General features: G+C 67.9%; 25 protein-coding genes. 17 read left to right on the top strand and 8 right to left on the bottom strand.

Going from position 1 to position 23785, the window contains the following annotated elements:
• The first annotated feature begins 13 nt into the window (after window positions 1-13).
• Window positions 14-1072, top strand: a complete 1059-nt coding sequence (locus DIS04_RS10725; RefSeq protein ID WP_111413773.1) for a patatin-like phospholipase family protein — start codon at window positions 14-16, stop codon at window positions 1070-1072.
• On the opposite strand, the gene DIS04_RS10720 is transcribed toward DIS04_RS10725, so the two are convergent.
• Window positions 1069-1647, bottom strand: a complete 579-nt coding sequence (locus DIS04_RS10720; RefSeq protein ID WP_111413772.1) for a Smr/MutS family protein — start codon at window positions 1645-1647, stop codon at window positions 1069-1071. The genes DIS04_RS10725 and DIS04_RS10720 overlap by 4 nt on opposite strands.
• 116 nt (window positions 1648-1763) lie before the next feature.
• Here DIS04_RS10720 and prmB point away from each other — a divergent pair, with 116 nt between their 5' ends.
• The 5 genes from prmB to phaC all read left to right on the top strand — a co-directional run bounded on the left by prmB (window position 1764) and on the right by phaC (window position 6925).
• Window positions 1764-2717 (top strand): 50S ribosomal protein L3 N(5)-glutamine methyltransferase, encoded by a 954-nt coding sequence (gene prmB / locus DIS04_RS10715; protein ID WP_111413771.1) that lies wholly within the window; start codon window positions 1764-1766, stop codon window positions 2715-2717.
• A gap of 30 nt (window positions 2718-2747) precedes the next feature.
• Complete coding sequence (aroC, locus tag DIS04_RS10710) at window positions 2748-3833, top strand: chorismate synthase (RefSeq protein ID WP_111413770.1); 1086 nt, start codon at window positions 2748-2750, stop codon at window positions 3831-3833.
• A 70-nt stretch (window positions 3834-3903) separates the two neighbouring features.
• Complete coding sequence (locus tag DIS04_RS10705) at window positions 3904-4290, top strand: DUF6489 family protein (protein WP_111413769.1); 387 nt, start codon at window positions 3904-3906, stop codon at window positions 4288-4290.
• A 217-nt stretch (window positions 4291-4507) separates the two neighbouring features.
• Window positions 4508-4963, top strand: a complete 456-nt coding sequence (locus DIS04_RS10700) for a phasin family protein (RefSeq protein ID WP_111413768.1) — start codon at window positions 4508-4510, stop codon at window positions 4961-4963.
• Window positions 4964-5086: 123 nt separating this feature from the next.
• A complete protein-coding gene (gene phaC / locus DIS04_RS10695; protein WP_111413767.1) occupies window positions 5087-6925 on the top strand; it encodes a class I poly(R)-hydroxyalkanoic acid synthase in 1839 nt (612 codons plus the stop codon).
• A gap of 90 nt (window positions 6926-7015) precedes the next feature.
• On the opposite strand, the gene lnt is transcribed toward phaC, so the two are convergent.
• From lnt to miaB, 5 genes are all read right to left on the bottom strand, one after another.
• Window positions 7016-8491: an apolipoprotein N-acyltransferase gene (gene lnt / locus DIS04_RS10690; protein ID WP_111413766.1), complete on the bottom strand. Its 1476-nt coding sequence runs from the start codon at window positions 8489-8491 to the stop codon at window positions 7016-7018.
• 26 nt (window positions 8492-8517) lie between these two features.
• Window positions 8518-9393: an HlyC/CorC family transporter gene (locus tag DIS04_RS10685; RefSeq protein ID WP_111413765.1), complete on the bottom strand. Its 876-nt coding sequence runs from the start codon at window positions 9391-9393 to the stop codon at window positions 8518-8520.
• Window positions 9390-9908: an rRNA maturation RNase YbeY gene (gene ybeY / locus DIS04_RS10680; RefSeq protein WP_111413764.1), complete on the bottom strand. Its 519-nt coding sequence runs from the start codon at window positions 9906-9908 to the stop codon at window positions 9390-9392. Before ybeY ends, DIS04_RS10685 begins: the two co-directional genes overlap by 4 nt.
• Window positions 9905-10981, bottom strand: a complete 1077-nt coding sequence (locus DIS04_RS10675; protein ID WP_111413763.1) for a PhoH family protein — start codon at window positions 10979-10981, stop codon at window positions 9905-9907. The genes ybeY and DIS04_RS10675 overlap by 4 nt, the downstream gene beginning before the upstream one ends.
• Before the next feature lie 126 nt (window positions 10982-11107).
• A complete protein-coding gene (gene miaB / locus DIS04_RS10670) occupies window positions 11108-12451 on the bottom strand; it encodes a tRNA (N6-isopentenyl adenosine(37)-C2)-methylthiotransferase MiaB (protein ID WP_111413762.1) in 1344 nt (447 codons plus the stop codon).
• Window positions 12452-12675: 224 nt separating this feature from the next.
• On the opposite strand from miaB, the gene DIS04_RS10665 reads away from it, so the two are divergent.
• The 3 genes from DIS04_RS10665 (at window position 12676) to DIS04_RS10655 (ending at window position 14443) form a co-directional block, all read left to right on the top strand.
• Window positions 12676-13005 (top strand): DUF1820 family protein, encoded by a 330-nt coding sequence (locus DIS04_RS10665; RefSeq protein ID WP_111413761.1) that lies wholly within the window; start codon window positions 12676-12678, stop codon window positions 13003-13005.
• Window positions 13006-13162: 157 nt separating this feature from the next.
• On the top strand, window positions 13163-13789 hold the full coding sequence (locus DIS04_RS10660) for a TIGR04211 family SH3 domain-containing protein (protein WP_111413760.1): 627 nt from the start codon (window positions 13163-13165) through the stop codon (window positions 13787-13789).
• A gap of 12 nt (window positions 13790-13801) precedes the next feature.
• Window positions 13802-14443, top strand: a complete 642-nt coding sequence (locus DIS04_RS10655; RefSeq protein WP_111413759.1) for a class I SAM-dependent methyltransferase — start codon at window positions 13802-13804, stop codon at window positions 14441-14443.
• A gap of 55 nt (window positions 14444-14498) precedes the next feature.
• On the opposite strand, the gene DIS04_RS10650 is transcribed toward DIS04_RS10655, so the two are convergent.
• Complete coding sequence (locus DIS04_RS10650; RefSeq protein ID WP_111413758.1) at window positions 14499-15089, bottom strand: YajG family lipoprotein; 591 nt, start codon at window positions 15087-15089, stop codon at window positions 14499-14501.
• A 167-nt stretch (window positions 15090-15256) separates the two neighbouring features.
• On the opposite strand from DIS04_RS10650, the gene DIS04_RS10645 reads away from it, so the two are divergent.
• The 6 genes from DIS04_RS10645 (at window position 15257) to trpE (ending at window position 20746) form a co-directional block, all read left to right on the top strand.
• Window positions 15257-15715 carry a GNAT family N-acetyltransferase gene (locus DIS04_RS10645; RefSeq protein ID WP_111413757.1) on the top strand — a complete coding sequence of 153 codons (459 nt, stop codon included), beginning with the start codon at window positions 15257-15259 and terminating at the stop codon, window positions 15713-15715.
• 34 nt (window positions 15716-15749) lie between these two features.
• On the top strand, window positions 15750-16451 hold the full coding sequence (rpe, locus tag DIS04_RS10640; protein WP_111413756.1) for a ribulose-phosphate 3-epimerase: 702 nt from the start codon (window positions 15750-15752) through the stop codon (window positions 16449-16451).
• Entirely contained in the window at window positions 16448-16720 is a 273-nt protein-coding gene (locus DIS04_RS10635) for a GIY-YIG nuclease family protein (protein ID WP_111413755.1), read from the top strand. The genes rpe and DIS04_RS10635 overlap by 4 nt, the downstream gene beginning before the upstream one ends.
• A gap of 171 nt (window positions 16721-16891) precedes the next feature.
• Window positions 16892-18175 carry a PQQ-dependent sugar dehydrogenase gene (locus DIS04_RS10630; RefSeq protein ID WP_111413754.1) on the top strand — a complete coding sequence of 428 codons (1284 nt, stop codon included), beginning with the start codon at window positions 16892-16894 and terminating at the stop codon, window positions 18173-18175.
• A gap of 180 nt (window positions 18176-18355) precedes the next feature.
• Window positions 18356-19021, top strand: a complete 666-nt coding sequence (locus DIS04_RS10625; protein ID WP_111413753.1) for a phosphoglycolate phosphatase — start codon at window positions 18356-18358, stop codon at window positions 19019-19021.
• 240 nt (window positions 19022-19261) lie between these two features.
• Window positions 19262-20746: an anthranilate synthase component I gene (gene trpE, locus DIS04_RS10620; protein ID WP_111414038.1), complete on the top strand. Its 1485-nt coding sequence runs from the start codon at window positions 19262-19264 to the stop codon at window positions 20744-20746.
• Window positions 20747-20818: 72 nt separating this feature from the next.
• On the opposite strand, the gene DIS04_RS10615 is transcribed toward trpE, so the two are convergent.
• Complete coding sequence (locus DIS04_RS10615; protein ID WP_111413752.1) at window positions 20819-21778, bottom strand: metal ABC transporter solute-binding protein, Zn/Mn family; 960 nt, start codon at window positions 21776-21778, stop codon at window positions 20819-20821.
• 344 nt (window positions 21779-22122) lie between these two features.
• Between DIS04_RS10615 and DIS04_RS10610 the strand changes: the two genes are divergently transcribed.
• Both DIS04_RS10610 and trpD read left to right on the top strand, forming a co-directional pair.
• A complete protein-coding gene (locus DIS04_RS10610; RefSeq protein ID WP_111413751.1) occupies window positions 22123-22707 on the top strand; it encodes an anthranilate synthase component II in 585 nt (194 codons plus the stop codon).
• A gap of 26 nt (window positions 22708-22733) precedes the next feature.
• Complete coding sequence (gene trpD / locus DIS04_RS10605) at window positions 22734-23753, top strand: anthranilate phosphoribosyltransferase (protein WP_111413750.1); 1020 nt, start codon at window positions 22734-22736, stop codon at window positions 23751-23753.
• The last annotated feature ends 32 nt before the right edge of the window (window positions 23754-23785 follow it).

Raw genomic sequence — 23785 nt, 5'->3', positions numbered from 1 at the left:
TGAGGGAGGTGCGATGAGCAGCAGGCCGGCGGTGGAAATGGGCAAGTGCGTGGCGCTGACCCTGGGCAGCGGCGGGGCGCGGGGCTATGCGCATATCGGCGTGATCGAGGTGCTGAAGGCGCGCGGCTACGAGATCGTGGCGATCTCCGGTTGCTCAATGGGCGCGGTCATCGCCGGCGTCTATGCCGCGGGGCAGCTCGAGGCCTACCGCGACTGGGTCTGCCAACTCGACTACTTCGACGTGCTCAAGCTGGTCGACGTCACCTGGAACCCGATGGGCGCCATGCGCGCCAGCAAGGTCATGAGCAAGCTCGAGGAACTGATCGGCGACATCCTGATCGAGGACCTGCCGATTCCCCTGACCACGGTGGCCACCGACCTGATCCGCCAGCGCGAGGTGTGGTTCCAGTCGGGCCCGCTGCTGCGTGCCATTCGTGCCTCCATCGCCATCCCGGGGGTGATCACGCCGGTGCACATCGGCGAGAACACACTGGTCGACGGCGGTCTGCTCAACCCGCTGCCGATCACGCCCACCGTCTCCGCCCATGCCGACATGATGTTGGCCGTCAACGCCACCGCCCACAGTGCGCGGCCGGTCTCCCTCGCCGACCTGCTGCCCGCCGAGGAGCAGCAGGCAACCGATGACGAAGCCGAGGCCGCCGCGCGCAAGTGGATGGACGTGCGCGGCGCGACCCGTTGGCTGTTCGAGGGGCTGGGCGGGCCCGAGGGCGACGCCGGCGAGGCGAACGGCAAGGCGGGACGCGCGGCCAGCGGCAGGCGGGCCTGGGGCCGGCTGGACATGATCCTGGCCTCCTTCGATATCACCCAGGCCTCGCTGGCCAAGTACAAGGTGGCGGGGTACCCGCCCGACGTGCTGATCGAAGTGCCCAAGACGGTATGCGGCGCCTTCGAGTTCCATCGTGCCGAGGCGCTGGTCCGCCTGGGGCGGCACCTGGCGATGGAGGCGCTGGACCGCTACGAGGGGCGCAGCCACAGCGGCCATGGCGGCGGTGGCGGCACCATCGTCGAGCCGCCGCAGATGCCGGCGGACCGCGAGTCGGGCGGCGGCTAGAAGGCCTGGCCTCGGCGCCGCAGCAGGACGTAGACGGCACCGGTGCCGCCGTCGCTCTCCCTGGCCGAGCAGAAGGCCAGCACGGCCGGCCACTCCCGCAGCCAGGCGTTGACGTGGCTCTTGATCACGGGATAGTCCGCGCTGCTGCCCCAGGCCTTGCCATGCACCACCAGCACGCAGCGCAGGCGGCTGCCGGCGGCCTCCCGGAGAAAGCTCTCGAGCTCCTGGCGCGCCTCGTCGAGGCTGTAGCCATGCAGGTCGAGGCCCGCCTGCCAGGCGATCTGGCCACGCTTGAGCTGGCTGCGGGTGCGATAGGGCAGGTCGGGCAGGGCGAAGTCGAGGAACTCCGAAGGCCGCACCGGCTCGACGCGGCCGTCGCTGGTGCGGCTGGCCGTCTCCCGGGTCTCCGCGGCCACGGCGGCGGCGCGCCGCTCCGCCGCCGCCGGGTCGCGGCGCCTGGCACGCCCCGGGTCGGCGCGATTGACGGCGATGCGGCGTACGCCGGCCTCGCGCAGTGCCCGGCGGAAGGCATTGCTGTCGTCGTCATCGTCGTCGGGAGGGCGGCGTTGGCTCATGGGGGCTCGCGTGGTGTCGTCGAGCGGCCAGTATAGCGGCCTGAGCGTGGCTGTGAACCGCCTGCCGCCGCAGGTACAATCGTGACATCGACTCCCAACGACCTGCAGGACCATTCGTGGCCAACTCCTCCTCCGATTCCCGCTCGACCCTGTCTCTGGACGACGAGGCGCTGTGTCGCGACCTCGTCACCCTGCGCGACTACCTGCGCTGGGCGGCCAGCGAATTCCACCTGGCCGGCCTGTTCCACGGCCACGGCACCGACTCCCCCTGGGACGAGGCCGTGGCGCTGACCCTGGGCGCCCTGCACCTGCCCTGGAACGTCGACCCGGCGGTACTCGAGGCCAGGCTGCTGCCGATGGAGCGGGCGCGCATCGTCGGTCTGGTGCGGGAGCGCGTGGCCTCGCGCCGACCGTTGCCCTACCTGCTGGGCGAGGCATTCTTTGCCGGCTTTGCGTTCGACGTCGACGAGCGCGTGCTGATCCCGCGCTCGCCCACCGCCGAGCTGATCGAGGCCGGCTTCGCCGCCTGGTTCCCCGAAGAACCACCGGCGCGGGTACTCGACCTGTGCACGGGCTCGGGCTGCATCGGCATCGCCACCGCGCTCCACCTGCCCACCTGCGAGGTGGACCTTTCCGACATCAGCGCCGAGGCCCTGGCGGTGGCGAAGCAGAACATCCAGCGCCACGACGTGGGCGCGCGGGTGCGCGCCGTCCTCTCCGACCTGTTCGCGGGGCTGGCCGGGCAGCGCTACGACCTGATCGTCTCCAACCCGCCCTACGTCGACGCCCGCGATCTCGCCACCATGCCCGCCGAGTACCGCCACGAACCGACGCTGGCGCTGGGCGCCGGCGCCGATGGGCTCGACGTCGTGAGGCGCATCCTGCGCGAGGCGCGGCACTACCTGACCGAGCGCGGCGTGCTGATCGTCGAGGTCGGCAACTCCGATCGTCATCTGGAGGCGGCCTTCCCCGAGGTCCCCTTCCTGTGGCTCGACTTCGAGCGCGGCGGCCAGGGCGTGTTCGCCCTCACCGCCGAGGAACTCGACGCCCATGCGGCGTCCTTCGCCTGATCCAACATATCGATATCGGGAGGCACGCCCATGTCCGGCAACACCTTCGGCAAGCTGTTCACCGTCACCACCTTCGGCGAGAGCCACGGCCCGGCACTCGGTGCCGTCGTCGACGGCTGCCCGCCGGGGCTGCCGCTCAGCGAGGCGGACCTGCAGCGCGACCTCGACCGGCGGCGCCCCGGCACCTCGCGACACACCACCCAGCGCCGTGAGCCTGACCGGGTGAGGATCCTCTCCGGCGTGTTCGAGGGCGTCACCACCGGCACGTCGATCGGCCTGCTGATCGAGAACACCGACCAGCGCTCCAAGGACTACGCCAACATCAAGGACCAGTTCCGCCCCGCCCATGCCGACTACACCTACCATCACAAGTACGGTGTTCGCGACTACCGCGGCGGCGGCCGCTCCAGCGCCCGGGAGACCGCCATGCGGGTGGCCGCCGGCGCCATCGCCAAGCACTACCTGGCCAGCCAGGGCATCATCGTGCGCGGCTACATGAGCCAGCTCGGCCCCATCGAGATCGCCTTCAAGCAGTGGGAGGCGGTCGATGCCAACCCCTTCTTCTGTCCCGACCCGGAGCGCGTCCCCGAGCTCGAGGCGTTCATGGACCAGCTGCGCCGCGACCAGGACTCGGTGGGGGCGAAGATCACCGTGGTGGCGGAGGGGCTGCCGCCCGGGCTGGGCGAACCGGTGTTCGACCGCCTGGACGCCGAGCTCGCCCATGGCCTGATGAGCATCAATGCGGTGAAGGGCGTGGAGATCGGCGACGGCTTCGCCGCGGTGGCAAGCCGCGGCAGCGAGCACCGCGACGAGATGACCCCCGAAGGCTTCCTCTCCAATCACGCCGGTGGCGTGCTCGGCGGCATCTCCTCCGGGCAGCCGTTGATCGCCCACCTGGCGCTCAAGCCCACTTCCAGCATCACCCTGCCCGGGCGCAGCATCGACGCCCACGGCAACCCGGTCGAGGTGGTGACCAAGGGCCGCCACGACCCCTGCGTGGGCATTCGTGCCACGCCGATCGCCGAGGCGATGATGGCGCTCACGCTGATGGACCACCTGCTGCGCCACCGAGCACAGAACGCCGGGGTGCGGGTGTCGACGCCGGTGCTGCGCTGATCGCGGTGCCGTGGCGTCGGGATCGGTGGCGAGTTGCTACACTGTAGGCACACTGAAGCAGGGAAACGCCATGAAGATAAACGTCGAGTTCGACCTGACGCCCGAGGAGTTCCGCCGCGCCCTGGGGCTGCCCGATGTCGAGGCCTTCCAGCAGGAGCTGCTCAACCGGATCCAGAAGCAGATGGAGTCCGGGGTCGAAGGCTACGATCCCATGAGTCTGATGAAACCCTTCCTGCAGCAGGGCCTTCCGCAGGAGATGAGCCATGGGCTGTCCCAGGGGCTGGCAAGCTTCGGCACCTACCAGCAGATGATGCTCGACATGCTGCGCCAGGCCGGCAGCTCCATGGGCAAGGCAAAGGAACCCGCCGAGGGCGGCGAGACCAAGGCCGCGCCGAAGGCTTCGGGCAAGGCCGGGTCCGCCAGGGCGAGCTCGCGTTCACGACGTTCGGAGCAGTGACGCCAGGAGGGCGGGCGACCTCTGCCGAGGTGAAGGGGGTATTGCAGCGAGGGCCCTGTCAGGCTACGCTTTGTGCGGTGCAGCATGAGTTGCGTGCCGCCGGGTCGTGCGCATGCGTACGGCCTGCACCGCAAGGCGCAGGGAAAGCCGCCAGGAAAGTCGTCGACAGTGGCGCTGGCGCTGCCCCGCATGTTTCCGGTCACAGGAGGTCAACCCCATGCAGGACAAGATGCTCGATGAACTCAACCAGCAGACGCGGCGTTTCTTCGAACCCATGCGCAAGCTGAACTCGCTGATGCTCGGCAACATGGAGAAGATGACCGAATATCAGCTCGAGGCGATGAAGCGCTACAGCCAGATGGGCACCGAGCGCATGCGCAGCGCTTCCGAGATTCGCGACGCCCAGGACCTGCAGGCCTTCGGTGCCCAGCAGGCTGAAATGATGCACGAGCTCTCGCGCCAGATGATGGAGGATGCCCAGGCCCTCGGCGAGATGAGCCAGCAGTTCCGTGCCGAGCTGGAGCAGCTGTTCGGCCAGGTCGGCCAGGAGTTGAGCGACCAGGTCAAGCAGGGCCAGCAGAGCGAGGCGAGCGAGGCGAGCGCCAAGCCGGCCGCATCGGCCAAGTCCGATGCCCCGGCCAAGGCCAGCAGCCAGGCCTCGCGCAAGAGCTGACGCCAGATGGCCGCCCGCCTCGCTGCGGGCGGCCTTGGCCGAGATGACGCCGACCGACCGGCACGCTGTCGGGTTGGGGCGTTCGAGTCGTGACAAGACAGGGTCAGAGAACAGGAGAGGGCGATGCAGTCAGGGGATGCGGTGTTCTCCCAGGTTGAACTGGAAGAGTGGAAGGAACAGCTTGAGGAGATGGGCCAGCACTACCAGGCCCTGTTGCAGGACCTGCTCGAGCGCATGGCGCCCGATGCGGCCGCCGACTCGATCCAGGCCGACATGCGTGAGGCCTTCCAGGCCGGGGCCGAGTCGCTGATGCGCAACCCCCAGCTGTTGTGGCAGACCCAGGCACGCCTCATTCAGGACCAGTACCAGCTGTGGCAGCAGGGGCTGCAGGCCCTGGCCGGCAATCCGACCGAGCCGCTGGTGTCCCCGCCCAAGGGCGACCGGCGCTTCAAGGACGAAGCCTGGCAGCAGGAGCCCTACTACCGCGCCATCATGCAGCAGTACCTGCTGTTCTCCGGCGCGGTCGAGGAGCTGATCGGTCAGCTCGACGGCCTGCCCGAGCGGCAGAAGCGCAACCTGGCGTTCTATGCTCGCCAGCTGGTCAATGCCATGGCGCCGACCAACTTCGTCACCACCAATCCCGAGGTGATGCGCGTGACGCTGGAGACCAAGGGCCAGAACCTGGTCGAGGGTCTCGCCCAGCTGCGCCGCGACCTGGCCAACTCCTCCGATGGCCTCAACGTGGCCATGACCGATCGCAGCGCCTTCGAGATCGGGCGCAACATCGCCGTCACGCCCGGTTACGTGGTCTACGAGAACGAGCTGATCCAACTGATCCAGTACACCCCCACCACCGACACGGTGTTCAAGACCCCGCTGCTGGTGGTGCCGCCATGGATCAACAAGTACTACATCCTCGACCTGCGCCAGGACAACTCCTTCGTCAAGTGGCTGGTGGACCAGGGCCATACCGTGTTCCTGATCTCCTGGCGCAACCCCGGGCCCGAGCAGCGCGACCTGACCTGGGCCGACTACATGCAGCTGGGCCCCATCGCCGCCATGGAGGCCATCGAGCAGGCCTGCGGCGAGAAGTCGGTCAACCTGCTCAGCTACTGCATCGGCGGCACGCTGGCGGCCTCTACCGTCGCCTACCTCACCAGCACCCGGCGTGGACGCAAGGTCAAATCGGTGACCTACATGGCCACGCTGCAGGATTTCCGCGATCCCGGTGAGCTCGGCGTGCTGCTCAGCGAGCCGATCCTGCAGGGCCTCGAGGCCAGGATGGAGCAGGACGGCTACCTCGACGGCCGCTCCATGGCCTACACCTTCAACCTGCTGCGCGAGAACGACCTGTTCTGGTCGTTCTACGTCAGCAACTACCTGAAGGGCGAGAACCCGGCGCCGTTCGACCTGCTCTACTGGAACACCGACGGCACCAACCTGCCGGCCGGCACCCACGGCTGGTACCTGCGCCACATGTACCTGGAGAACCGCCTGGTGGAGCCCGGCGGCATCGAGCTCGACGGGGTCCGCATCGACCTGCGCAAGATCTCCACGCCGAGCTACTTCGTCTCCACCCGCGAGGACCACATCGCCAAGTGGAACAGCACCTACTACGGGGCGCTGCTGCCCAAGGGGCCGGTGACCTTCGTGCTGGGCGTGTCCGGGCACATTGCCGGGATCGTCAACCCTCCTGCGCGCAACAAGTACGGTTACTGGACCAACGACACGCTGCCGGACGATCACGAAGCGTGGCTCGAGGGAGCCGAGTTCCACGAGGGCTCCTGGTGGCCGCACTGGCAGCAGTGGATGACCGACAACGGCTACGCCGACCCCGACAAGCGGGTGCCCGCCCGGCAGCCGGGCGAGGGCGAGCTCCAGCTGCTCGAGGAGGCGCCGGGGCGCTACGTGCGCATGACCATTCCCGAAGTGCTGGGCGAGGTGCCGGCCAACTCCGATTGAGCCTGCCCGCTGGACGCAACGAGGCCCGCTCATGCGGGCCTCGTTGCGTTGGGGCGGAGGCGATGCCTGCGTGGATCGCCGCGCTAGTCGCTAGAGTCGCCGCTGGCGCCGCGCCAGCCTCAGCCCGGGCAGTACCAGCAGCGCGCTGAGCAGCCACGCCGGCCAGCTGCCGGTGCGGGTGAAGGGGGTCAAACCCTGCATCGGCACGGCTTCGGCGAGCAGCGCCACGGTCTCGAACTGGGGAGCCCGGGCCAGCGTGCGGCCGCGAGGGTCGATCACCGCGGTGACGCCGTTGCTGGTGGCGCGAACCACGTAGCGGCCGTTCTCCAGCGCCCGCAGGCGCGCCATCTGCAGGTGCTGCAGCGGGCCGATCGACTCGCCGAACCAGGTGTCGTTGGACACCGTCAGCAGCAACTCGGCCTCCCGGGCCTGCTCGGCCACCAGGTCGGCATAGATGATCTCGTAGCAGATCGCATTGCCGATCACGCTGCCGGCGGCGCGGATCGGCGCCTGCCCCGCCGGCCCCGGAGTCATCGCCGGCATCGGCAGGTCGAAGAAGGCGAGGGTACCGCGTAGCCAGCGCTCCAGCGGCAGGTACTCACCGAAGGGCACCAGGTGCGCCTTGCGGTACTCGCCTTCCGCATTGCCCAGGCCGATCACGCTGTTGTAGTAGAGCCCACGCCCGTCGCGCTGGAGGATGCCGGTGAGCAGTGCGCTGCCCGGGGCCATATGGGCCTGGGCGCGAGCCAGGATCGGCTCGGCCTCGTCCTCGAACATCGGCAGCGCCGCCTCGGGCCAGACGATGAGGTCGGCCTCGTCGGCGTGCTCGCGGGTCATCTCCAGGTAGGTATTGGCGGCGCGACGCTGGCCCTCCGGGGTCCACTTGATCAGCTGATCGAGGTTGCCCTGCAGCAGCGCGACCCGCAGCGGCTCGCCGGCGGGCTCGGTCCACTGCACGGGCAGGGCGAGGGGCATCAGCCACAGCGCCGCGACGGGCACGGCCGCCCACCAGCGGCGGCGCAGGAACTCCACGCCCAGGGTGCCGCAGAGCGCGGTGATCAGCGACAGCAAATAGACCCCGCCGATCGGGGCCCAGGGGGCCAGGGGAGAGTCGACGTGGGCGCTGCCCAGCAGCAGCCAGGGGAAGCCGGTGAACAGCCAGGTGCGCAGCCACTCGCCCAGCACCCAGGCGCCGGCGAAGGTGAGAACGGCCAGGCGCGGGCCGCACAGCAGGCGGTAGAGCCATAGCGTCGCGGCGGAGAACAGCGCCATGGCGGCGACGAACAGGCCGGTGAGGAACAGCGCCAGTGGAACGCCGGTGTAGCCGTAGTCGTGAATCGAGACGTAGACCCAGGAGGCGCCGGAGCCGAACAGGCCGAGACCGTAGCACCATCCCAGCAACGCCGCATGGCGCGGTCGCAGCGGCTGAATCGCCCAGTAGACGAGGCCGGCCGCGAGCGGACCCAGCCACCAGAGTTCATAGGGCGAGGCGGTGAGGGTGGTCAGAACCCCGGCGACGAGCGCAGCCAGGTAGCCGAGTGCCGGCGGCAGCCGAGAATGGGTCATCGTATGGTTTCCTGAGGCGACGTCTTTCAATCCTGGGACAGCGCGGATTCGTCCTGCATGACCGCCTCGAGCAGGCGGATGCGTCGATTGTCGGCATTGAGCACGGTAAAGCGCCAGCCGCCCAGCTCGGCATGCTCGCCGCGGCCGGGGAGGTGACCGAAGCGCTGCATCACCAGCCCGCCCACGGTATCGAATTCGTCGTCGGAGAAGCGCGTGCCGAAGCGCTCGTTGAAGTCCTCGATCGGCGTCAGCGCGCGAATGGCGTAGCGGCCGTCGCCCAGTTCGCGAATGTCGTCGTCCTCGTCGGTATCGTGCTCGTCCTCAATGTCGCCGACGATCTGCTCGAGGATGTCCTCGATGGTGACGATGCCGGCGGTGCCGCCGTACTCGTCGACCACCACCGCCATGTGGTTGTGGGTGTCGCGGAACTCCTTGAGCAGGCTGTTGAGGCGCTTGGACTCGGGCACGAACATGGCGGGGCGCAAGATGTCCTCGAGGCGGAAGCGCTCGCGTTCCTCCACCGGGCGGTTGAGCAACTGGAGCAGATCCTTGACCAGCAGCAGCCCCTTGACCTCGTCGAGGTTCTCGCCGATCACCGGGTAACGCGAATGGCCGGTCTCGTGGATCAGGGAGAGGTACTCCTCGGGGGGCTGGTCGACGGCGATGGCGGCCACCTGGGAACGCGGTATCAGCACTTCCCGCACCTGCTGGTCGCTGATCTGCAGGGCGCCCTCGATGATCATCATGGCGTCCTGATCCAGCTTGAGGCGGGTGGCCGCCTCGCGCAGGAATTCCATGAGCTCCTCTCGCGAGCTGGGGCCGTCGCTGTCACCCGAGAGGGCACCGAGCAGCTTGTCGAGCCAGGACCTTCCGCCCTGGCCGGTCGTTCGGTCGTCACTCATCGATTGCGTCTCTCATCCATGCTGTCGTCTTGTTGTTCGTCGCTGCTCGCGGGCGGGGCGTAGGGATCGGCAATGGTGAAGTCCGCCAGGATCTCGCGCTCCAGCCTCTCCATCGCCTCCGCCTCCGCCTCCTCGAGGTGATCGTGCCCGAGCAGGTGCAGCATACCGTGTATCACCAGATGGGCGTAGTGATCCACGAGGCGCTTGGCCTGCTCGCGGGCTTCCCGCGCCACCACCGGGTGGCACAGCACCAGGTCGCCGAGCAGCGGCAGGCTGACCCCGGGGGGGGCGTCGAAGGGGAAGGAGAGCACGTTGGTGGGCTTGTCGCGGCCGCGATAGTCGCGGTTCAGCGTACGTCCCTCCTCGCTGTCGACGATGCGCACGGTGACCTCGTGGCGCGACTCCTGCGGAAAGCGCGCCAGCACGGCAGCGACCCAGGCCTCCAGCTCGGCCTGCGCCGGCAGCCCATCACCCGCGGCGGCGAGCTGCAGGTCGACGATCGGGGCCGGGCTCATTTCCGGTCGTCTTCCCGGCTGCGCTCGCGATCCTGGCGCAGCGCCTCGCGCTCACGCTCGCGGGCTTCGCGGCGGGCACGCTCCTGGACCTCCTGCTCGGCCTCGAAGCTCTCGTAGGCTTCGATGATGCGCTGCACCAGCGGGTGGCGCACCACGTCCTTGGCGGCGAAGTGGGTGACGCCGATGCCGGCGGTCTCCCTGAGTACCTCGAGTACCTGGATCAGCCCCGAACTCTGGCCGCGCGGCAGGTCGACCTGGGTCACGTCGCCGGTGATCACCGCGGTGGAGCCGAAGCCGATGCGGGTCAGGAACATCTTCATCTGCTCGCGAGTGGTGTTCTGGCTCTCGTCGAGGATGATGAAGGCGTTGTTGAGCGTGCGCCCCCGCATGTAGGCCAGCGGCGCGATCTCGATCACCTGGCGCTCGATCAGCTTGCCCACCTGCTCGAAGCCGAGCATCTCGTAGAGGGCATCGTAGAGCGGCCGCAGGTAGGGGTCGATCTTCTGGGCCAGGTCGCCGGGCAAAAAGCCGAGCTTCTCGCCCGCCTCGACGGCCGGGCGCACCAGCAGGATGCGACGCACTTCCTGCTGGTTGAGCGCCTCCACCGCCGCGGCCACGGCCAGGTAGGTCTTGCCGGTGCCGGCCGGGCCGATGCCGAAGTTGATGTCGTGCTGGCGAATGCTGGCGACGTAATTCTGCTGGTTCAGGCCGCGCGGCTTGATCAGCACCTTGGGGGTACGCAGCAGTACCTCGTCGTCGGCCGTGCCCTCCTCCTCGTCGAGCGCCTCGCGCCCCGACTCCTGCAGGAACAGGTGCACGGTGTCCGGCGACAGGTCGCTCGCCTCGGCCTCGCGATAGAGGTGCTCGAGCACGTTGGCGGCGGCCTTGACCCGGTGGCCGGGGCCGGCCAGCTGAAAGACGTTGCCGCGGTTGCGCAGGGTGACGCCGAGGCGCGATTCGACCAGCTTCAGATGCTCGTCCCGCTGACCGCAGAGATTGGCGAGACGCTGGGGGTCATTGGGCTCGAGGCTCAATGTGATGATGCGGTTGGCCTGTGCGGCGTGTTGACTCAAGGTGGCGAAGTTCCTGCGTTGCGTGTATTGGGGTCAGCTTACTGCCCCGCCTCTCGGCAGGGCAATCCTTGTGGACACGATGTTCCCCGGCCGCGCCGCCGCGGGCGACATGGCGGTTTCATGAGGTCAGTGTAGCGCCGGGGAGGCCAGCTCGCCGCGTAGGGAATTGGGCAGTGCCTCGGTGATGGTCACATCGACGAAGTAGCCGATCAGCTCGGTGGGGTTGGCGGCGCGGAAGTTGACCACCCGGTTGTTCTCGGTGCGGCCCGACAGCTGGCCCGGATCCTTGGGCGAGAAGCCGCTGACCAAAATGCGCTGGGTGGTGCCCACCATGCGCCGGCTGATCTGCATCGCCTGCTGGTTGATGCGCTCCTGCAGGATCGCCAGGCGCTGCTTCTTGACGCTCTCGGGGGTGTCGTCGGGCAGCGCCGCGGCGGGCGTGCCGGGGCGTGCCGAGTAGACGAAGCTGAACGAGTGATCGAAGCCGATGCGGTGGATCAGGTCCATGGTCGCCTCGAAGTCCTCCGCGCTCTCGCCGGGGAAGCCGACGATGAAGTCGGAGGAGAAGCTGATGTCGGGCCGCAGCGCGCGGATCCGCTCCATCTTGGCCACGTACTCCTCGACACCGTGACCGCGCTTCATGGCGGCGAGGATGCGGTCGGAGCCTGCCTGCACCGGCAGGTGCAGGTGGCTGACCAGCTCCGGGATCTCGCCGTAGGCCTCGATCAGGCTGTCGCTGAACTCCACCGGATGCGAGGTGGTGAAACGGATGCGGTCGATGCCCTCCACCGCGGCCACGCAGGCGATCAGCTCGGCCAGGTCGATCTCGTCGCCGAGCCGATTCTCGCCGCGGTAGGCATTGACGTTCTGCCCCAGCAGGTTGATCTCGCGCACGCCCTGGTCGGCCAGGTGGATCACCTCGTCCATCACCGCCTCGAACGGGCGCGAGACCTCCTCGCCGCGGGTATAGGGCACCACGCAGAAGGTGCAGTACTTGGAGCAGCCCTCCATCACCGAGACGAAGGCCGTCGCCCCGTCGGAGCTCGGCCTGGGCAGGTGGTCGAACTTCTCGATCTCGGGGAAGGTGACGTCGACCACCGAGATCTGGTCGTTGCGCCGGGCATCGAGCATCGCCGGCACCCGGTGCAGGGTCTGCGGGCCGAAGACCATGTCGACGTGTGGCGCACGCTTGCGCAGCGCCTCGCCCTCCTGGCTGGCGACGCAGCCGCCGACGCCGATCACCAGGTCGGGGTTGGCCTCCTTGAGCTTCTTCCAGCGGCCGAGCTGATGGAAGACCTTCTCCTGGGCCTTCTCGCGAATCGAGCAGGTATTGAGCAGGATGACGTCGGCGTCGCCTTCGTCGTCGGTCAACTCGAGCTGGTGCGATTCGCCGAGCAGGTCCGCCATGCGGGCGGAGTCGTACTCGTTCATCTGGCAGCCGTGGGTCTTGATGAAGAGTTTCTTCGCCATAAGAATTGAGGGTCGGTTATCCGACGCGTGCGTCACCGGTGAGTGGAGTGTCGCGGGAATGGGCTTCGCAAAGCCGTTCTCGAAGGTGGCCGCATTATACGTAAGCACGTCCACGGGAGCCAGTAGGGGGCACCGCGGCGGCGCGCGACTGTGGTACCCTTGCGCCTTGGCAGGCCCCACGGCGGGGCTCGTGGCGTAACCCAACGTTGAGGACTGACGGCCATATGGCGGCCAAACCGATCTACCGGGTGGTATTTCACCAGCAGGGTGAAATCTGGGAGCTCTACGCCAGGGAGATCTACCAGAGCGAACTTTGGGGCTTCATCGAGGTCGAGGAGTTCGTCTTCGAGGATGGCTCGAAGCTGGTGGTGGATCCCTCGGCCGATCGACTGCGACACACCTTCGACGGGGTCAAGCGCAGCTATCTGCCGTTGAACGCCATCGTGCGCATCGACGAGGTGGAACGCGAGGGACCGGCGAGGGCGGTCAAGAGCGAGAGGCGTGTCGCCGAGTTTCCGCGCGGCCCGATGCCGCCCCCGAGGCGCGAACCCTGACCGGCCGCAGGCGGTTATTCCTCGCTGCTCAACAAATGACCAGCCAGGGCCGAGCCCACGCCGGAGCGCCGCGACGCTGCCTTTCCAGCGGTTTTCCCGGGGCTTGTCCACAGCTTCTGTGGACAAGCCGCTGAACGACATAAGCCAGGACGACGGCATGAAGCATCGATTCGATTTCTTGCTTGTGGGCGTGGCGCTGGGCCTCGTGGCCTCGCCGCTGCAGGCCCAGCAGTCAGACGACGCCACACACTGGGTTTCCGACGAGTTGACGACCTACGTGCGCAGCGGTCCCACCGACGGCTACCGCATCGTCGGCACGCTGGCGGCTGGCGAGCCGGTGAGCGTGATCGAGACCAGCGGCGACTACAGCCGGGTCGAGAGCGACGACGGCGAGCGGGTCTGGATATTGAGCGACGAGCTGCAGGAATCGCCGAGCGCGCGGGATCGGCTGCCGCAGCTCGAGCGGCAGGTCGAGCAGCTCGAGACCGAACTCGACGGTATCAACGAGACCTGGGAGGGGCGGGTCGCGACCATGACCGAGACGCTCGAGGCGCGCGAGCAGCGCATCGCCGAGCTCGAGGAGCGCAACCACCAGCTCGACGGCGAAGCCGAACAGTCGCGCCGCACCGTGCGCCAGCTCCAGGCGCGCCTGGACACCCAGGAAGAAGACCTGCTGATGCGCTACTTCATGTACGGCGGCGGCGTGGCCGGGGCCGGCCTGCTGGTCGGGTTGATCGTGCCGCACCTGCCGCGCCGGCGGCGCAAGCGGGATCGCTGGTTCTAGCGAGGGGACGACATGGCGCGAGAATGGCTCGACCGCTGGCGCGAGGGGCGTATCGGCTTCCATCGCCCCGAGACTCATCCGGCGCTGATGCGCCACTGGCCGGGGCTCGGCGTGCGCCCCGGCACCAAGGTGCTGGTCCCGCTCTGCGGCAAGAGCCTCGACATGCGCTGGTTGGCCCGGCATGACCACCCGGTGCTCGGCATCGAACTCGCCGCGGAGGCCATCGAGCAGTTCGTTGCCGAGGGGACGGGTGACGTCTCGCGCTACCAGCAGGGCGCCTTCGCCATCTGCCGTCAGGGCAGCGTGGAGCTGTGGGCCGGCGACTTCTTTCATTTTCATGTCGACCAGGCCGCGGAGATCGGCGCCTTCTACGACCGTGCGGCGCTGATCGCGCTGCCCCCCGCCACTCGCCAGCGCTATGCCTTCCACCTGGCCCAGCTGCTGCTCCCCGGCTCGCACGGCCTGTTGATCTCGCTGTCGCGGGCGCCGGGGGACGAGGCGTCGGGCCCTCCCTACCACGTGCCGCCCGAGGAGGTCCGCGAACTCTTCGCGCCCAATTTCCAGGTCACGCACCTGGAGGATGGCGAGCCCGAAGCGCAGAGCGGCTTTCGCGAGAGCGTCTGGGCATTGGTTCGGCGTGGGCCCTTGACCTAGCAAGCGCTGGCGATTCGTCGTTCAGCGCTTTCCGAGGAGGGGGCAGCGCCATTGCTCAGCGGGCCAGCAGGCTGGCCAGCTCGGGGTCGCTGAAGGCGCGATCGAGGGCGTCGCCGATCAGGTCGTTGAGCATGCGCCGGTTGGCGTCGCGGCCCGGGCGCAGGGCATAGCTCTGCGAGCGGCGCGAGGTGTAGGTGCCGGTATAGGTGCTGCCCTGGTTGGTCACCTTGACCTCGAGCACGGCTTCAAGGCGGGCCTCGTCGATGACCGGCCGGCTGTCGCCGCGCTCGTAGCCGAGGCGCTTGAGCGTCAGCGTCAGGCTGGGGCGCTCGCCCTCGGGCTGGGTCGTCGGCGAGAAGCCCATGTCGCGCACGGCACGCTCGGCTTCGCGCTGCAGGTGCGGCACCAGTTCGTGGGCGCTGACCGTGATCACCGCGGTGGACATGGCGCTGCCGGTGCGGGTGCCGACCACGTCGTCGTCGCGCTCGTCCGCGGCGGCCACCGTCACGGCCTGGCCGTTGCCGGCCTGTGGCACCGAAACGCTGCGCTGTGGATTCAACTGCAGGTAGTGGGGGCTGGCACAGCCGGCCAGCAGGGCGGTCGCCAGCAGCGCGGCTGCGGCACGCAGGGCATGACGTCGGTTCATTCTCCCTCCCGGAAGTCATCGTTCGAGACCATGGGCATGGCCCGAGTTAACGGCACTGGCGCAGTATATCGTCAGGTGCCGGAGGGCAACAGCGTTGCGCCTTGGCGCGATGAAGCGGTTACACTGGGGGTTTCCCGCTTTACGCCTCTCGCCTTAGGGAGACGCCGATGATACGCCCCGCCAACATCGAGGACATACCGCAGCTCGTCGACATCTGGCTGCGTGCCTCGTTGCTCGCTCACGACTTCATCCCCGCGAGCTTCTGGCACGAGCGTGCCGACGACATGGCGCGCCTTTACCTGCCCGGGGCGGAAACCTTCGTGCTCGAGGCGGCCGATCGCCCCATCGGCTTCGCTGCGCTAAACGGCGATCACCTGGAGGCGCTGTTCATCGACCCCGAGGTGCAGAGCTTCGGCCATGGCACCCACCTGATGGCGCATGCCATGGGGCAGCGCGAGCGCATCACCCTGTGCGTCTACTCGCGCAACGTGCGCGCGGTCTCCTTTTACCGCCGGCTGGGGTTCCAGGTCGTCGAGGAGCGCCGCGAGCCGCTCAGCGGCGAGAACGAGATCCTGATGGCCTGGGAGCGCCGTGCGCCCCGTCATCGGGACAGTCTGGTAACATGACGCCTCTCTTTACCGTGCGATGGCTGATTTTTCGATGAGCGACCCGAACCGCGACTTCCTGATCGCCCCCTCCATCCTCTCCGCCGACTTCGCCCGCCTGGGCGAGGAGGTGGACAACGTGCTGGCCGCCGGGGCGGACATCGTCCACTTCGACGTGATGGACAACCACTACGTGCCCAACCTGACCATCGGTCCCATGGTGTGCCAGGCGCTGCGCAGGCACGGCGTCACCGCCCCCATCGACGCCCACCTGATGGTCAAGCCGGTGGATCGGCTGATCGGCGACTTCATCGAGGCCGGGGCGACCTACATCACCTTCCACCCCGAGGCCTCGGAGCATATCGATCGCTCGCTGCAGCTGATCCGCAGCGGCGGCTGTCTGGCCGGTCTGGTGTTCAACCCGGCAACCCCCCTGTCCTACCTCGACTACGTGATGGACAAGGTCGACATGATCCTGCTGATGAGCGTCAACCCCGGCTTCGGCGGCCAGGCCTTCATCCCGGGCACGCTCGACAAGCTGCGCGAGGCGCGCCGCCGCATCGAGGCCTCGGGGCGCGACATTCGCCTCGAGATCGACGGCGGCGTCAAGGTCGACAACATCGCCGAGATCGCTCGAGCCGGGGCCGATACCTTCGTCGCCGGCTCGGCGGTGTTCCAGGCCGGCCGCGATGGTGACCCGCATCGCTACGACAGCGTCATGCGCGCCTTCCGCGAGCAGCTCGCCATGGTGCGGTGAGCTCGCCCTCGTCCCCCTGCTGGTATCTCTACGTCGTCGAGACCGCCGGCGGGGCGCTCTATACCGGCATTACCACCGACGTCGCGCGGCGCCTCGCGGAGCACGCGGCCGGGCGTGGCGCCAAGGCGCTGCGCGGCCGCGGGCCGCTGCTGCTGCGCCATCAGGAGGCGGTGGGCAGCCGCAGCGAGGCGCTGCGCCTCGAGGCAGTGGTGAAGCGGCTCTCCGCCACGGACAAGCGGGCCTGGCTGTCCCGCCGCGGCAGCCCGTAACGGCGGGGCCATGCCGCTTGAGGGGCGGCCGGAGGTAAGCGCTCGATCAGTGCGGCCTGCGCCGAGCGAGCGGCTCCCGCGAAGGGGCAGAGTGACGACTTGACGCTTCTTCGGGACCTGCTTTACTCACTGTTACAGGTCGATCCCGACCCGTGACCGGAGGCCACAACAATGGACAAGAACGCCCTCTCTGCGGGTGTCGCCGCCGCGGCGGTGGCACTCTCCCTCGCCCCTGCCCAGGCCGCCGACGACGATACCCTCGAGCGTCTCGGCGCCTTCCAGACGACCGGTACCACCGACTTCATCACCGTCGAGCAGAATGGCCCGGCCGCCGAGGCGATCCGCCAGACGTTGCAGCGCATTCGCCTGCCGGAAGGCTTCTCCATCGAGCTCTACGCCCTGGTGCCCGATGCCCGCCACATGGCGGTCGGCCCCCAGGGAGTGGTCACCTTCGTCGGCACCCGCAAGAAGGAGGTGTGGGCGGTGACGGATCGCAGCAAGAACCGGGTCGCCGACGAGGTGAAGAACTTCGCCCCGTCGCTGGCCAAGGCGATCCCCAACGGGCCCTGCTTCTCGCAGGACGGCGTGCTCTACATCGCCGAGCAGAATCGCGTGCTGGCCTACCCGGCGGCGGAATTCTTCTACGAGAGCCCCGACGTGGTGGCCGTGCCGGTTATCGCCGGTGGCGAACTCATCCCCGAGGAGTTCGTCAGCTACAACCACACGGCGCGCGTCTGCGACGTCGGTCCGGACGGCAAGCTCTATATCTCCCTGGGCCAGCCTTACAACGTGCCGCCCGAAGAGCACATGGAAACGTTCAACGAGGTCGGCATCGGCGGCATCATCCGTGTCGGGCAGGACGGCAGCGGTCGCGAGGTCTACAGCTACGGCATCCGCAACTCGGTGGGCCAGGACTTCCACCCCGAGACCGGCGAGCTGTGGTTCACCGACAACCAGGTGGACGGCATGGGCGACGACATTCCGCCGGGAGAGATCAATCGCCAGACCGCCGCCGGCCAGAACTTCGGCTTCCCCTGGTATGGCGGCGGCGACGTGCGCACCAACGAGTACAAGAACGATGAGGTGCCGGAAGACGTCGTCTTCCCGGTGGTGGAGACCGACGCCCATGCGGCCGACCTGGGGATGATGTTCTACACCGGCAGGATGTTCCCCGAGGAGTATCGGGGCGGCATCTTCTCCGCCCAGCACGGCTCCTGGAACCGCACCGAGCCCATCGGTGCCCGCGTCATGTTTACCCCGGTCGATGCCGAGGGCAACGTGACCGGCGACACCGTGCCCTTCGCCGAGGGCTGGCTCGACGAGAACGGCGAGTATCTGGGACGACCGGTGGATGTTGCCCAACTGCGCGACGGCTCGCTGCTGGTCTCCGACGACCTGGCCGGTGCGCTCTACCGCATCTCCTACCGGGAGCCCGCCCAGCCCGACGAGGAGTGAGATCGACGCATGGCCCGGGCAGGAAGGGCGCTTGCCAGCACGGGATTGTCAGGCGGGGGCCGGGCGAGGGGGCGCCTTCTCGTCGCGGCCCCCCGGCGGCGAAGTAGGCATCGCCCTCGCGGCCGGGTACCATGCCGGCATCTTTCCGCTACCAACCGCGAGGGCCCGTCCGGCATTCCCATGCACCCGATCCTCACCGATATTCGTCTGGTCACCTTCGACCTCGACGGCACCCTGGTCGATTCGGTACCCGACCTCGCCGTGGCCGTGGATGCCGCCCTCGACGCGCTCGGTCTGCCACCGGCCGGCGAGGCGCGGGTGCGCGACTGGGTGGGCAACGGCTCGCTCAAGTTGATGGAAAGGGCGCTGGCCCATGCAGCGGGCGGCCCACCCGGTGAGGCGCTCCTGGCCCGCGGCCATGAGGCCTTTCTCGAGCACTACGGGCGCGACCCCGGCTCTCGCACCCAGCTCTACCCGGGGGTGCGCGAGTGCCTGGACGCGCTGCGTGGGCGGGAGCTGCCGCTGGTGCTGGTGACCAACAAGCCGTTCGCCTTCATTCGGCCGATCCTGTCTCAGTTCGGCCTCGAGCGACATTTCGCGCTCTGGCTGGGCGGCGACAGCCTGCCGCAGAAGAAGCCCGACCCGGCACCGTTGCTGCACGTGGCCGCGCATTTCCGACAGCCTCCTCGGGCCTGCCTGATGGTGGGCGACTCGCGCCATGACGTGGCCGCCGGCCGGGCCGCCGGTTTCCGCACCCTGGCGGTGCCCTATGGGTACAACCACGGCGAGCCGATCCGCGACAGCCGGCCGGATGCGCTGGTTGATTCACTGGCGGAACTCGTTTAGGGTCGATTCTCTAGCCCTGTCAATGACCTCGGTTTCATACCGTTTGCCTATCCTGCGGGACACGCTTCGATGGACAGCACGATGCTGCATGACCCCTCCTCTGAACGAAACAGCCTGTTGTGGGCCGCCACCTCGACGGTGCCGTTGGCTGGCCAGCCTGCCAGCTGGCGATGGTGAGGCTCGCCGACACCCCCTGACGCTTTCCCTCCCGTCACCGTCGTATCCGAGGAACCGGTCATGATGACTCCCGAACGTTTCCGCGCGCTGGCCGAGGCCGGCTACAACCGCATTCCCGTCACCCGCGAGGTGCTCGCCGACCTCGACACGCCGCTCTCCACCTACCTGAAGCTGGCCGACGAGCCCTGGACCTTCCTGCTCGAATCGGTGCAGGGCGGCGAGAAATGGGGGCGCTACTCGATCATCGGGCTGCCGTGCCAGGAGCGGATCGAAGTGCGCGGCTTCCGCGTCAGCCACTTTCGCCAAGGCGAATGCCTCGAGCGCGTGGAGGTGGAGGACCCGCTGGCCTGGATCGAGCAGTTCCAGGCGCGTTTCCGCGTGCCCGACCTCGACGACCAGCCGCGCTTCGACGGCGGCCTGGTGGGCTATTTCGGCTACGACACCATCCGCTACATCGAACCGCGTCTGCGTGGCGTCGAGAAGCCCGATCCGCTGGGCGTGCCGGACATCCTGCTGATGGTGTGCGACGAACTGGTGGTATTCGACAACCTTTCGGGCCGGTTGACGCTATGGACCCATGCCGACCCGACCAGCGTGGATGCCCATGCCGCAGCCTTGGCGCGGCTCGAGAGCCTCGAGCGGCGTCTGCGCACGGCGGTCGTCAATGCCGCGAGCCCCGGCAGCGGGCGCAGTGCGGTGGAGGAGGGCCACTTCACCTCGGGCTTCACCGAGACCGGCTTCAAGGCGGCGGTGGAGAGAATCAAGGAGTACGTGCTGGCCGGCGACGTGATGCAGTGCGTGCCCTCGCAGCGCATGTCGATCCCCTACCAGGCGCCGCCGCTCGACCTCTACCGCGCGCTGCGCAGCCTCAACCCCTCGCCCTACATGTTCTTCTTCAACCTGGGCGATCACCATGTGGTGGGCTCCTCCCCCGAGATCCTCACTCGGCTCGAGGACGGCGAGGTCACGGTGCGCCCGATCGCCGGCACCCGCGTGCGCGGCAAGACCGAGGAGGAGGATCGTGCGCTCGAGGCCGAGCTGCTGGCCGATCCCAAGGAGATCGCCGAGCACCTCATGCTGATCGACCTGGGGCGCAACGACGTGGGGCGGATCTGCGAGACGGGCTCGGTACAGGTCACCGACCAGATGGCCGTGGAGCGCTATTCCCATGTGATGCACATCGTCTCCAACGTCACCGGGCGGCTCAAGCCGGGCTTTTCCGCCATGGACGTGCTACGCGCCACCTTTCCCGCCGGCACCCTGTCGGGGGCACCCAAGATCCGCGCCATGGAGATCATCGATGAGCTCGAGCCGGTCAAGCGCGGCATCTACTCCGGCGCGGTCGGCTACCTGTCGTGGCACGGCAACATGGACACCGCGATCGCCATCCGCACGGCGGTGATCAAGGACGGCGAGCTTCATGTGCAGGCCGGGGCCGGCGTGGTTGCCGACTCCGTGCCCGAACTCGAGTGGCAGGAGACCCTCAACAAGGGGCGCGCCATCTTCCGTGCGGTGGCCATGGCCGAGAGAGGGCTGGACAACCTCTAGGTGTCCTTGCGCGACAGCGGCCCTGTTCTGCGGGTGATCGGAGGCCAGGGCCGCTTGCAGTCGGGCTGGCGTTCACCCGTCCTCGCTGGTGTCCTGGTCCCGTTCGGGATCCTTTTCATCCGGTGCCTCTTCGAGCAGGGCGCGGCGAATCAGCCTGGCGTTGTGGCGCATCATGGCGACGTAATTCGAGGCGTCACCATCGGGCTCGCCGAGGGAATCGACGTAGAGCGGGCCGGCAGTCGCACTATCCGTCTCGGAGGCAATCACGCGGATGTCGCGGTCCGACCGAGTGCTCTCCCAGAACAGCGCGACCGGACGGGCCTCCTCGACCCGCTCGACGATACGCTGGGCCTGGGGGGGCGAGCCTTCGACCTCGAGGTTGCTGCCCCAGACCCCGTCATGGCGAAAGCCGTAGGCGTCGGCGAAATAGACGAATGCCGCCTCGGTCGTGATCAGGATCCGCTGCTCCTCGGGAATCGCCGCCAGCAATTCGCTCACCTCGTCGTGCAGCGCGGCGAGCTTCTCCTGGGCGGCACTGGCCCTGGCCTGGAAGTTGTCGGCCGCCTGGGGATGCAGCTCGGCCAGTTGATCGGCAATCTCCTGCATGTAGGCCGCGACCGCGCGAGGGTCCATCCACAGGTGCGGGTCCGGTTCGCCGGTTAATTCGCCGGTGATGATCGGCTGGGTCGGGAATTCCGTCGCCTCGGCAAGCGCCACCAGCGGTGCCCGGTTGCCCACCGTGGCGTGTACCTGACGCATCCACTGCTCGAGCTGGTAGCCGTTGTAGAAGATGAGGTCGGCGTCCTCCAGGGCGATGAAGCTGTCCGGTGTCAGTTCCCAGTCGTGCACTTCGGCACCGTGGGGTGCCAGTACCACCAGTTCGATATCGTTACCCCCGACCTGATTGACCAGATCGCCAAGGACCGAAAAACTCGCGACCACCTTGGGATTGGCTGCGGCTGATGAGACGCCACCGAGCATGGCGGCGACAGGTAGAGCCAGCCAGGCACAGGCACGGCGGGGAAAGCGCATCGTCAATCTCCTTATAGCGGTTGCGCACGTGCTCCGATGATAGAGATTGGGGGGGTGGCTTGCCAGCCGCGGCGGCGACCGGCTCCACTGCGGCCGACAACGCGCCGCGCCGCCATCTTGCGTTGACAGCCCCGCCGCCACGGCGGCACTATTGCGACATGAACGCAAACGTCCACATGCCGAATTCGATCCAGTGGTGGCGCTCCTGAGCGAGGGGCGGCACGCTGACGACTGAAGAAAATGCCGCCGTCGGGGCGGCTTTTTTGTATCCGAAGCAGACCCTGCACGGCTGGCCGAGCAACCCGAGATACCGTGAAAGAATCGCTTGAACAGGACCCTACGCCATGTCCGTGCTGATGATCGACAATTACGACAGCTTCACCTTCAATGTCGTGCAGTATCTGGGCGAACTGGGGGCCGACGTGGCCACCTATCGCAACGATGCCATCACGCTGGAAGAGATCGAGGCGCTGGCGCCGAGCCACCTGGTGATCTCGCCGGGACCCTGCACGCCCAACGAGGCCGGCATCTCGCTCTCGGCCATCGAGCACTTCGCCGGGCGCCTGCCGATCCTCGGCATCTGCCTGGGCCACCAGGCGATCGGTCAGGTCTTCGGCGGCAAGGTGGGGCGTGCGCCCCAGGTAATGCATGGCAAGACCTCGCGCATTCGCCATCGCGGCCAGGGCGTGTTCGCCGGCCTCGAGGACCCGCTCGAGGTGACGCGCTATCATTCCCTGGTGGTCGCAGCCGAGAGCCTGCCCGACTGCCTCGAGGTGACGGCCTGGACCGACCAGGACGACGTTACGCCCGGCCTGATCATGGGGCTGCGCCATCGTGAACTGGATATCGAGGGCGTGCAGTTCCATCCGGAGTCGATCCTGACCCGTCAGGGACACGAGCTGCTGGCCAATTTCCTGAAGCGTCGCTGACCCGCACGAAAGAGGAGTTCCTGCCCATGCAGATGCGAGACGCCATCGCCGCGGTGATGCGCCATGAAAACCTGAGTTTCGATGCCACTCACTCGGTGATGCAGCAGATCATGACCGGCGAGGCCACCGATGCCCAGATCGGCGGGCTGCTGGTCGGCCTGGCCATGAAGGGCGAGAGCGCCGCGGAGATCGGCGCCGCGGCTCAGGTGATGCGCGAGCTGATGAAACGGGTGCATGTGGTGGCCGAGAACGTGGTGGATATCGTCGGCACCGGGGGCGACGGCGCCAACCTGTTCAATGTCTCGACCGCTTCCAGCTTCGTCGCCGCCGCCGCCGGGGCCCACGTGGCCAAGCACGGCAACCGCAGCGTATCGTCCTCCTCCGGCAGCGCCGACCTGTTCGACATGGCGGGCATCCACCTGGACCTCAGGCCGGAGCAGGTCGCGCGCTGCATCGAGCAGGTGGGGGTCGGTTTCATGTTCGCCCCCAACCACCATCCCGCCATGCGTTTCGCCATCGGCCCGCGCCGCGAGATGGGCGTGCGTACCCTGTTCAACATCCTCGGGCCGCTGACCAACCCCGCCGGTGCGCCAAACCAGGTGCTGGGCGTCTACTCCGCCGAGCTGGTGCCGCTCATGGCCGAGGTATTGAAGAACCTCGGCAGCCGTCACGTCATGGTGGTGCATGCCGATGACGGGCTGGACGAGATCTCCCTGGCTGCCCCGACCCAAGTCGCCGAGCTCAAGGACGGCGAGATCCATCGCTATACCATCGCGCCCGAGGCGTTCGGTATCGAGCGCCAGGAGCTGGCGCCACTCAAGGTGGTCAGCGCCGAGGACAGCCTGCGGCTGGTGCGCGAGGCACTGGTGGGCGAAGGACCCGCCGCCGATATCGTCTCCCTCAATGCCGGGGCGGCGCTCTACTGCGCCGGCATTGCCGATACGCTGAAGGAGGGTGTGTTGATGGCCCAGGATGCCCAGGCCTCCAAGCTGCCGCTGGAGAAGATGAAGGAGCTGGCGGACTTCACCCGCGTGTTGATTTCCTGAAAGCCTCGCGGCAACCGATTGCCGCCACAACG

This window comes from Billgrantia lactosivorans (genome assembly GCF_003254665.1).
Taxonomy (GTDB): Bacteria; Pseudomonadota; Gammaproteobacteria; order Pseudomonadales; family Halomonadaceae; genus Halomonas; species Halomonas lactosivorans.
Note: the sequence above shows the minus strand (reverse complement) of the source record. Positions and strands in the feature narration are given on the sequence as shown.

Excerpts from the sequence above, each read along its gene's own strand:
- DIS04_RS10725 (WP_111413773.1), top strand. The coding sequence starts at position 14 with ATGAGCAGCAGGCCGGCGGTGGAAATGGGCAAGTGCGTGGCGCTGACC.
- DIS04_RS10720 (WP_111413772.1), bottom strand. The coding sequence starts at position 1,647 with ATGAGCCAACGCCGCCCTCCCGACGACGATGACGACGACAGCAATGCC.
- aroC (WP_111413770.1), top strand. The coding sequence starts at position 2,748 with ATGTCCGGCAACACCTTCGGCAAGCTGTTCACCGTCACCACCTTCGGC.
- DIS04_RS10705 (WP_111413769.1), top strand. The coding sequence starts at position 3,904 with ATGAAGATAAACGTCGAGTTCGACCTGACGCCCGAGGAGTTCCGCCGC.
- DIS04_RS10700 (WP_111413768.1), top strand. The coding sequence starts at position 4,508 with ATGCAGGACAAGATGCTCGATGAACTCAACCAGCAGACGCGGCGTTTC.
- phaC (WP_111413767.1), top strand. The coding sequence starts at position 5,087 with ATGCAGTCAGGGGATGCGGTGTTCTCCCAGGTTGAACTGGAAGAGTGG.
- lnt (WP_111413766.1), bottom strand. The coding sequence starts at position 8,491 with ATGACCCATTCTCGGCTGCCGCCGGCACTCGGCTACCTGGCTGCGCTC.
- DIS04_RS10685 (WP_111413765.1), bottom strand. The coding sequence starts at position 9,393 with ATGAGTGACGACCGAACGACCGGCCAGGGCGGAAGGTCCTGGCTCGAC.
- ybeY (WP_111413764.1), bottom strand. The coding sequence starts at position 9,908 with ATGAGCCCGGCCCCGATCGTCGACCTGCAGCTCGCCGCCGCGGGTGAT.
- miaB (WP_111413762.1), bottom strand. The coding sequence starts at position 12,451 with ATGGCGAAGAAACTCTTCATCAAGACCCACGGCTGCCAGATGAACGAG.
- DIS04_RS10665 (WP_111413761.1), top strand. The coding sequence starts at position 12,676 with ATGGCGGCCAAACCGATCTACCGGGTGGTATTTCACCAGCAGGGTGAA.
- DIS04_RS10660 (WP_111413760.1), top strand. The coding sequence starts at position 13,163 with ATGAAGCATCGATTCGATTTCTTGCTTGTGGGCGTGGCGCTGGGCCTC.
- DIS04_RS10655 (WP_111413759.1), top strand. The coding sequence starts at position 13,802 with ATGGCGCGAGAATGGCTCGACCGCTGGCGCGAGGGGCGTATCGGCTTC.
- DIS04_RS10650 (WP_111413758.1), bottom strand. The coding sequence starts at position 15,089 with ATGAACCGACGTCATGCCCTGCGTGCCGCAGCCGCGCTGCTGGCGACC.
- DIS04_RS10645 (WP_111413757.1), top strand. The coding sequence starts at position 15,257 with ATGATACGCCCCGCCAACATCGAGGACATACCGCAGCTCGTCGACATC.
- rpe (WP_111413756.1), top strand. The coding sequence starts at position 15,750 with ATGAGCGACCCGAACCGCGACTTCCTGATCGCCCCCTCCATCCTCTCC.
- DIS04_RS10630 (WP_111413754.1), top strand. The coding sequence starts at position 16,892 with ATGGACAAGAACGCCCTCTCTGCGGGTGTCGCCGCCGCGGCGGTGGCA.
- DIS04_RS10625 (WP_111413753.1), top strand. The coding sequence starts at position 18,356 with ATGCACCCGATCCTCACCGATATTCGTCTGGTCACCTTCGACCTCGAC.
- trpE (WP_111414038.1), top strand. The coding sequence starts at position 19,262 with ATGACTCCCGAACGTTTCCGCGCGCTGGCCGAGGCCGGCTACAACCGC.
- DIS04_RS10615 (WP_111413752.1), bottom strand. The coding sequence starts at position 21,778 with ATGCGCTTTCCCCGCCGTGCCTGTGCCTGGCTGGCTCTACCTGTCGCC.
- DIS04_RS10610 (WP_111413751.1), top strand. The coding sequence starts at position 22,123 with ATGTCCGTGCTGATGATCGACAATTACGACAGCTTCACCTTCAATGTC.
- trpD (WP_111413750.1), top strand. The coding sequence starts at position 22,734 with ATGCAGATGCGAGACGCCATCGCCGCGGTGATGCGCCATGAAAACCTG.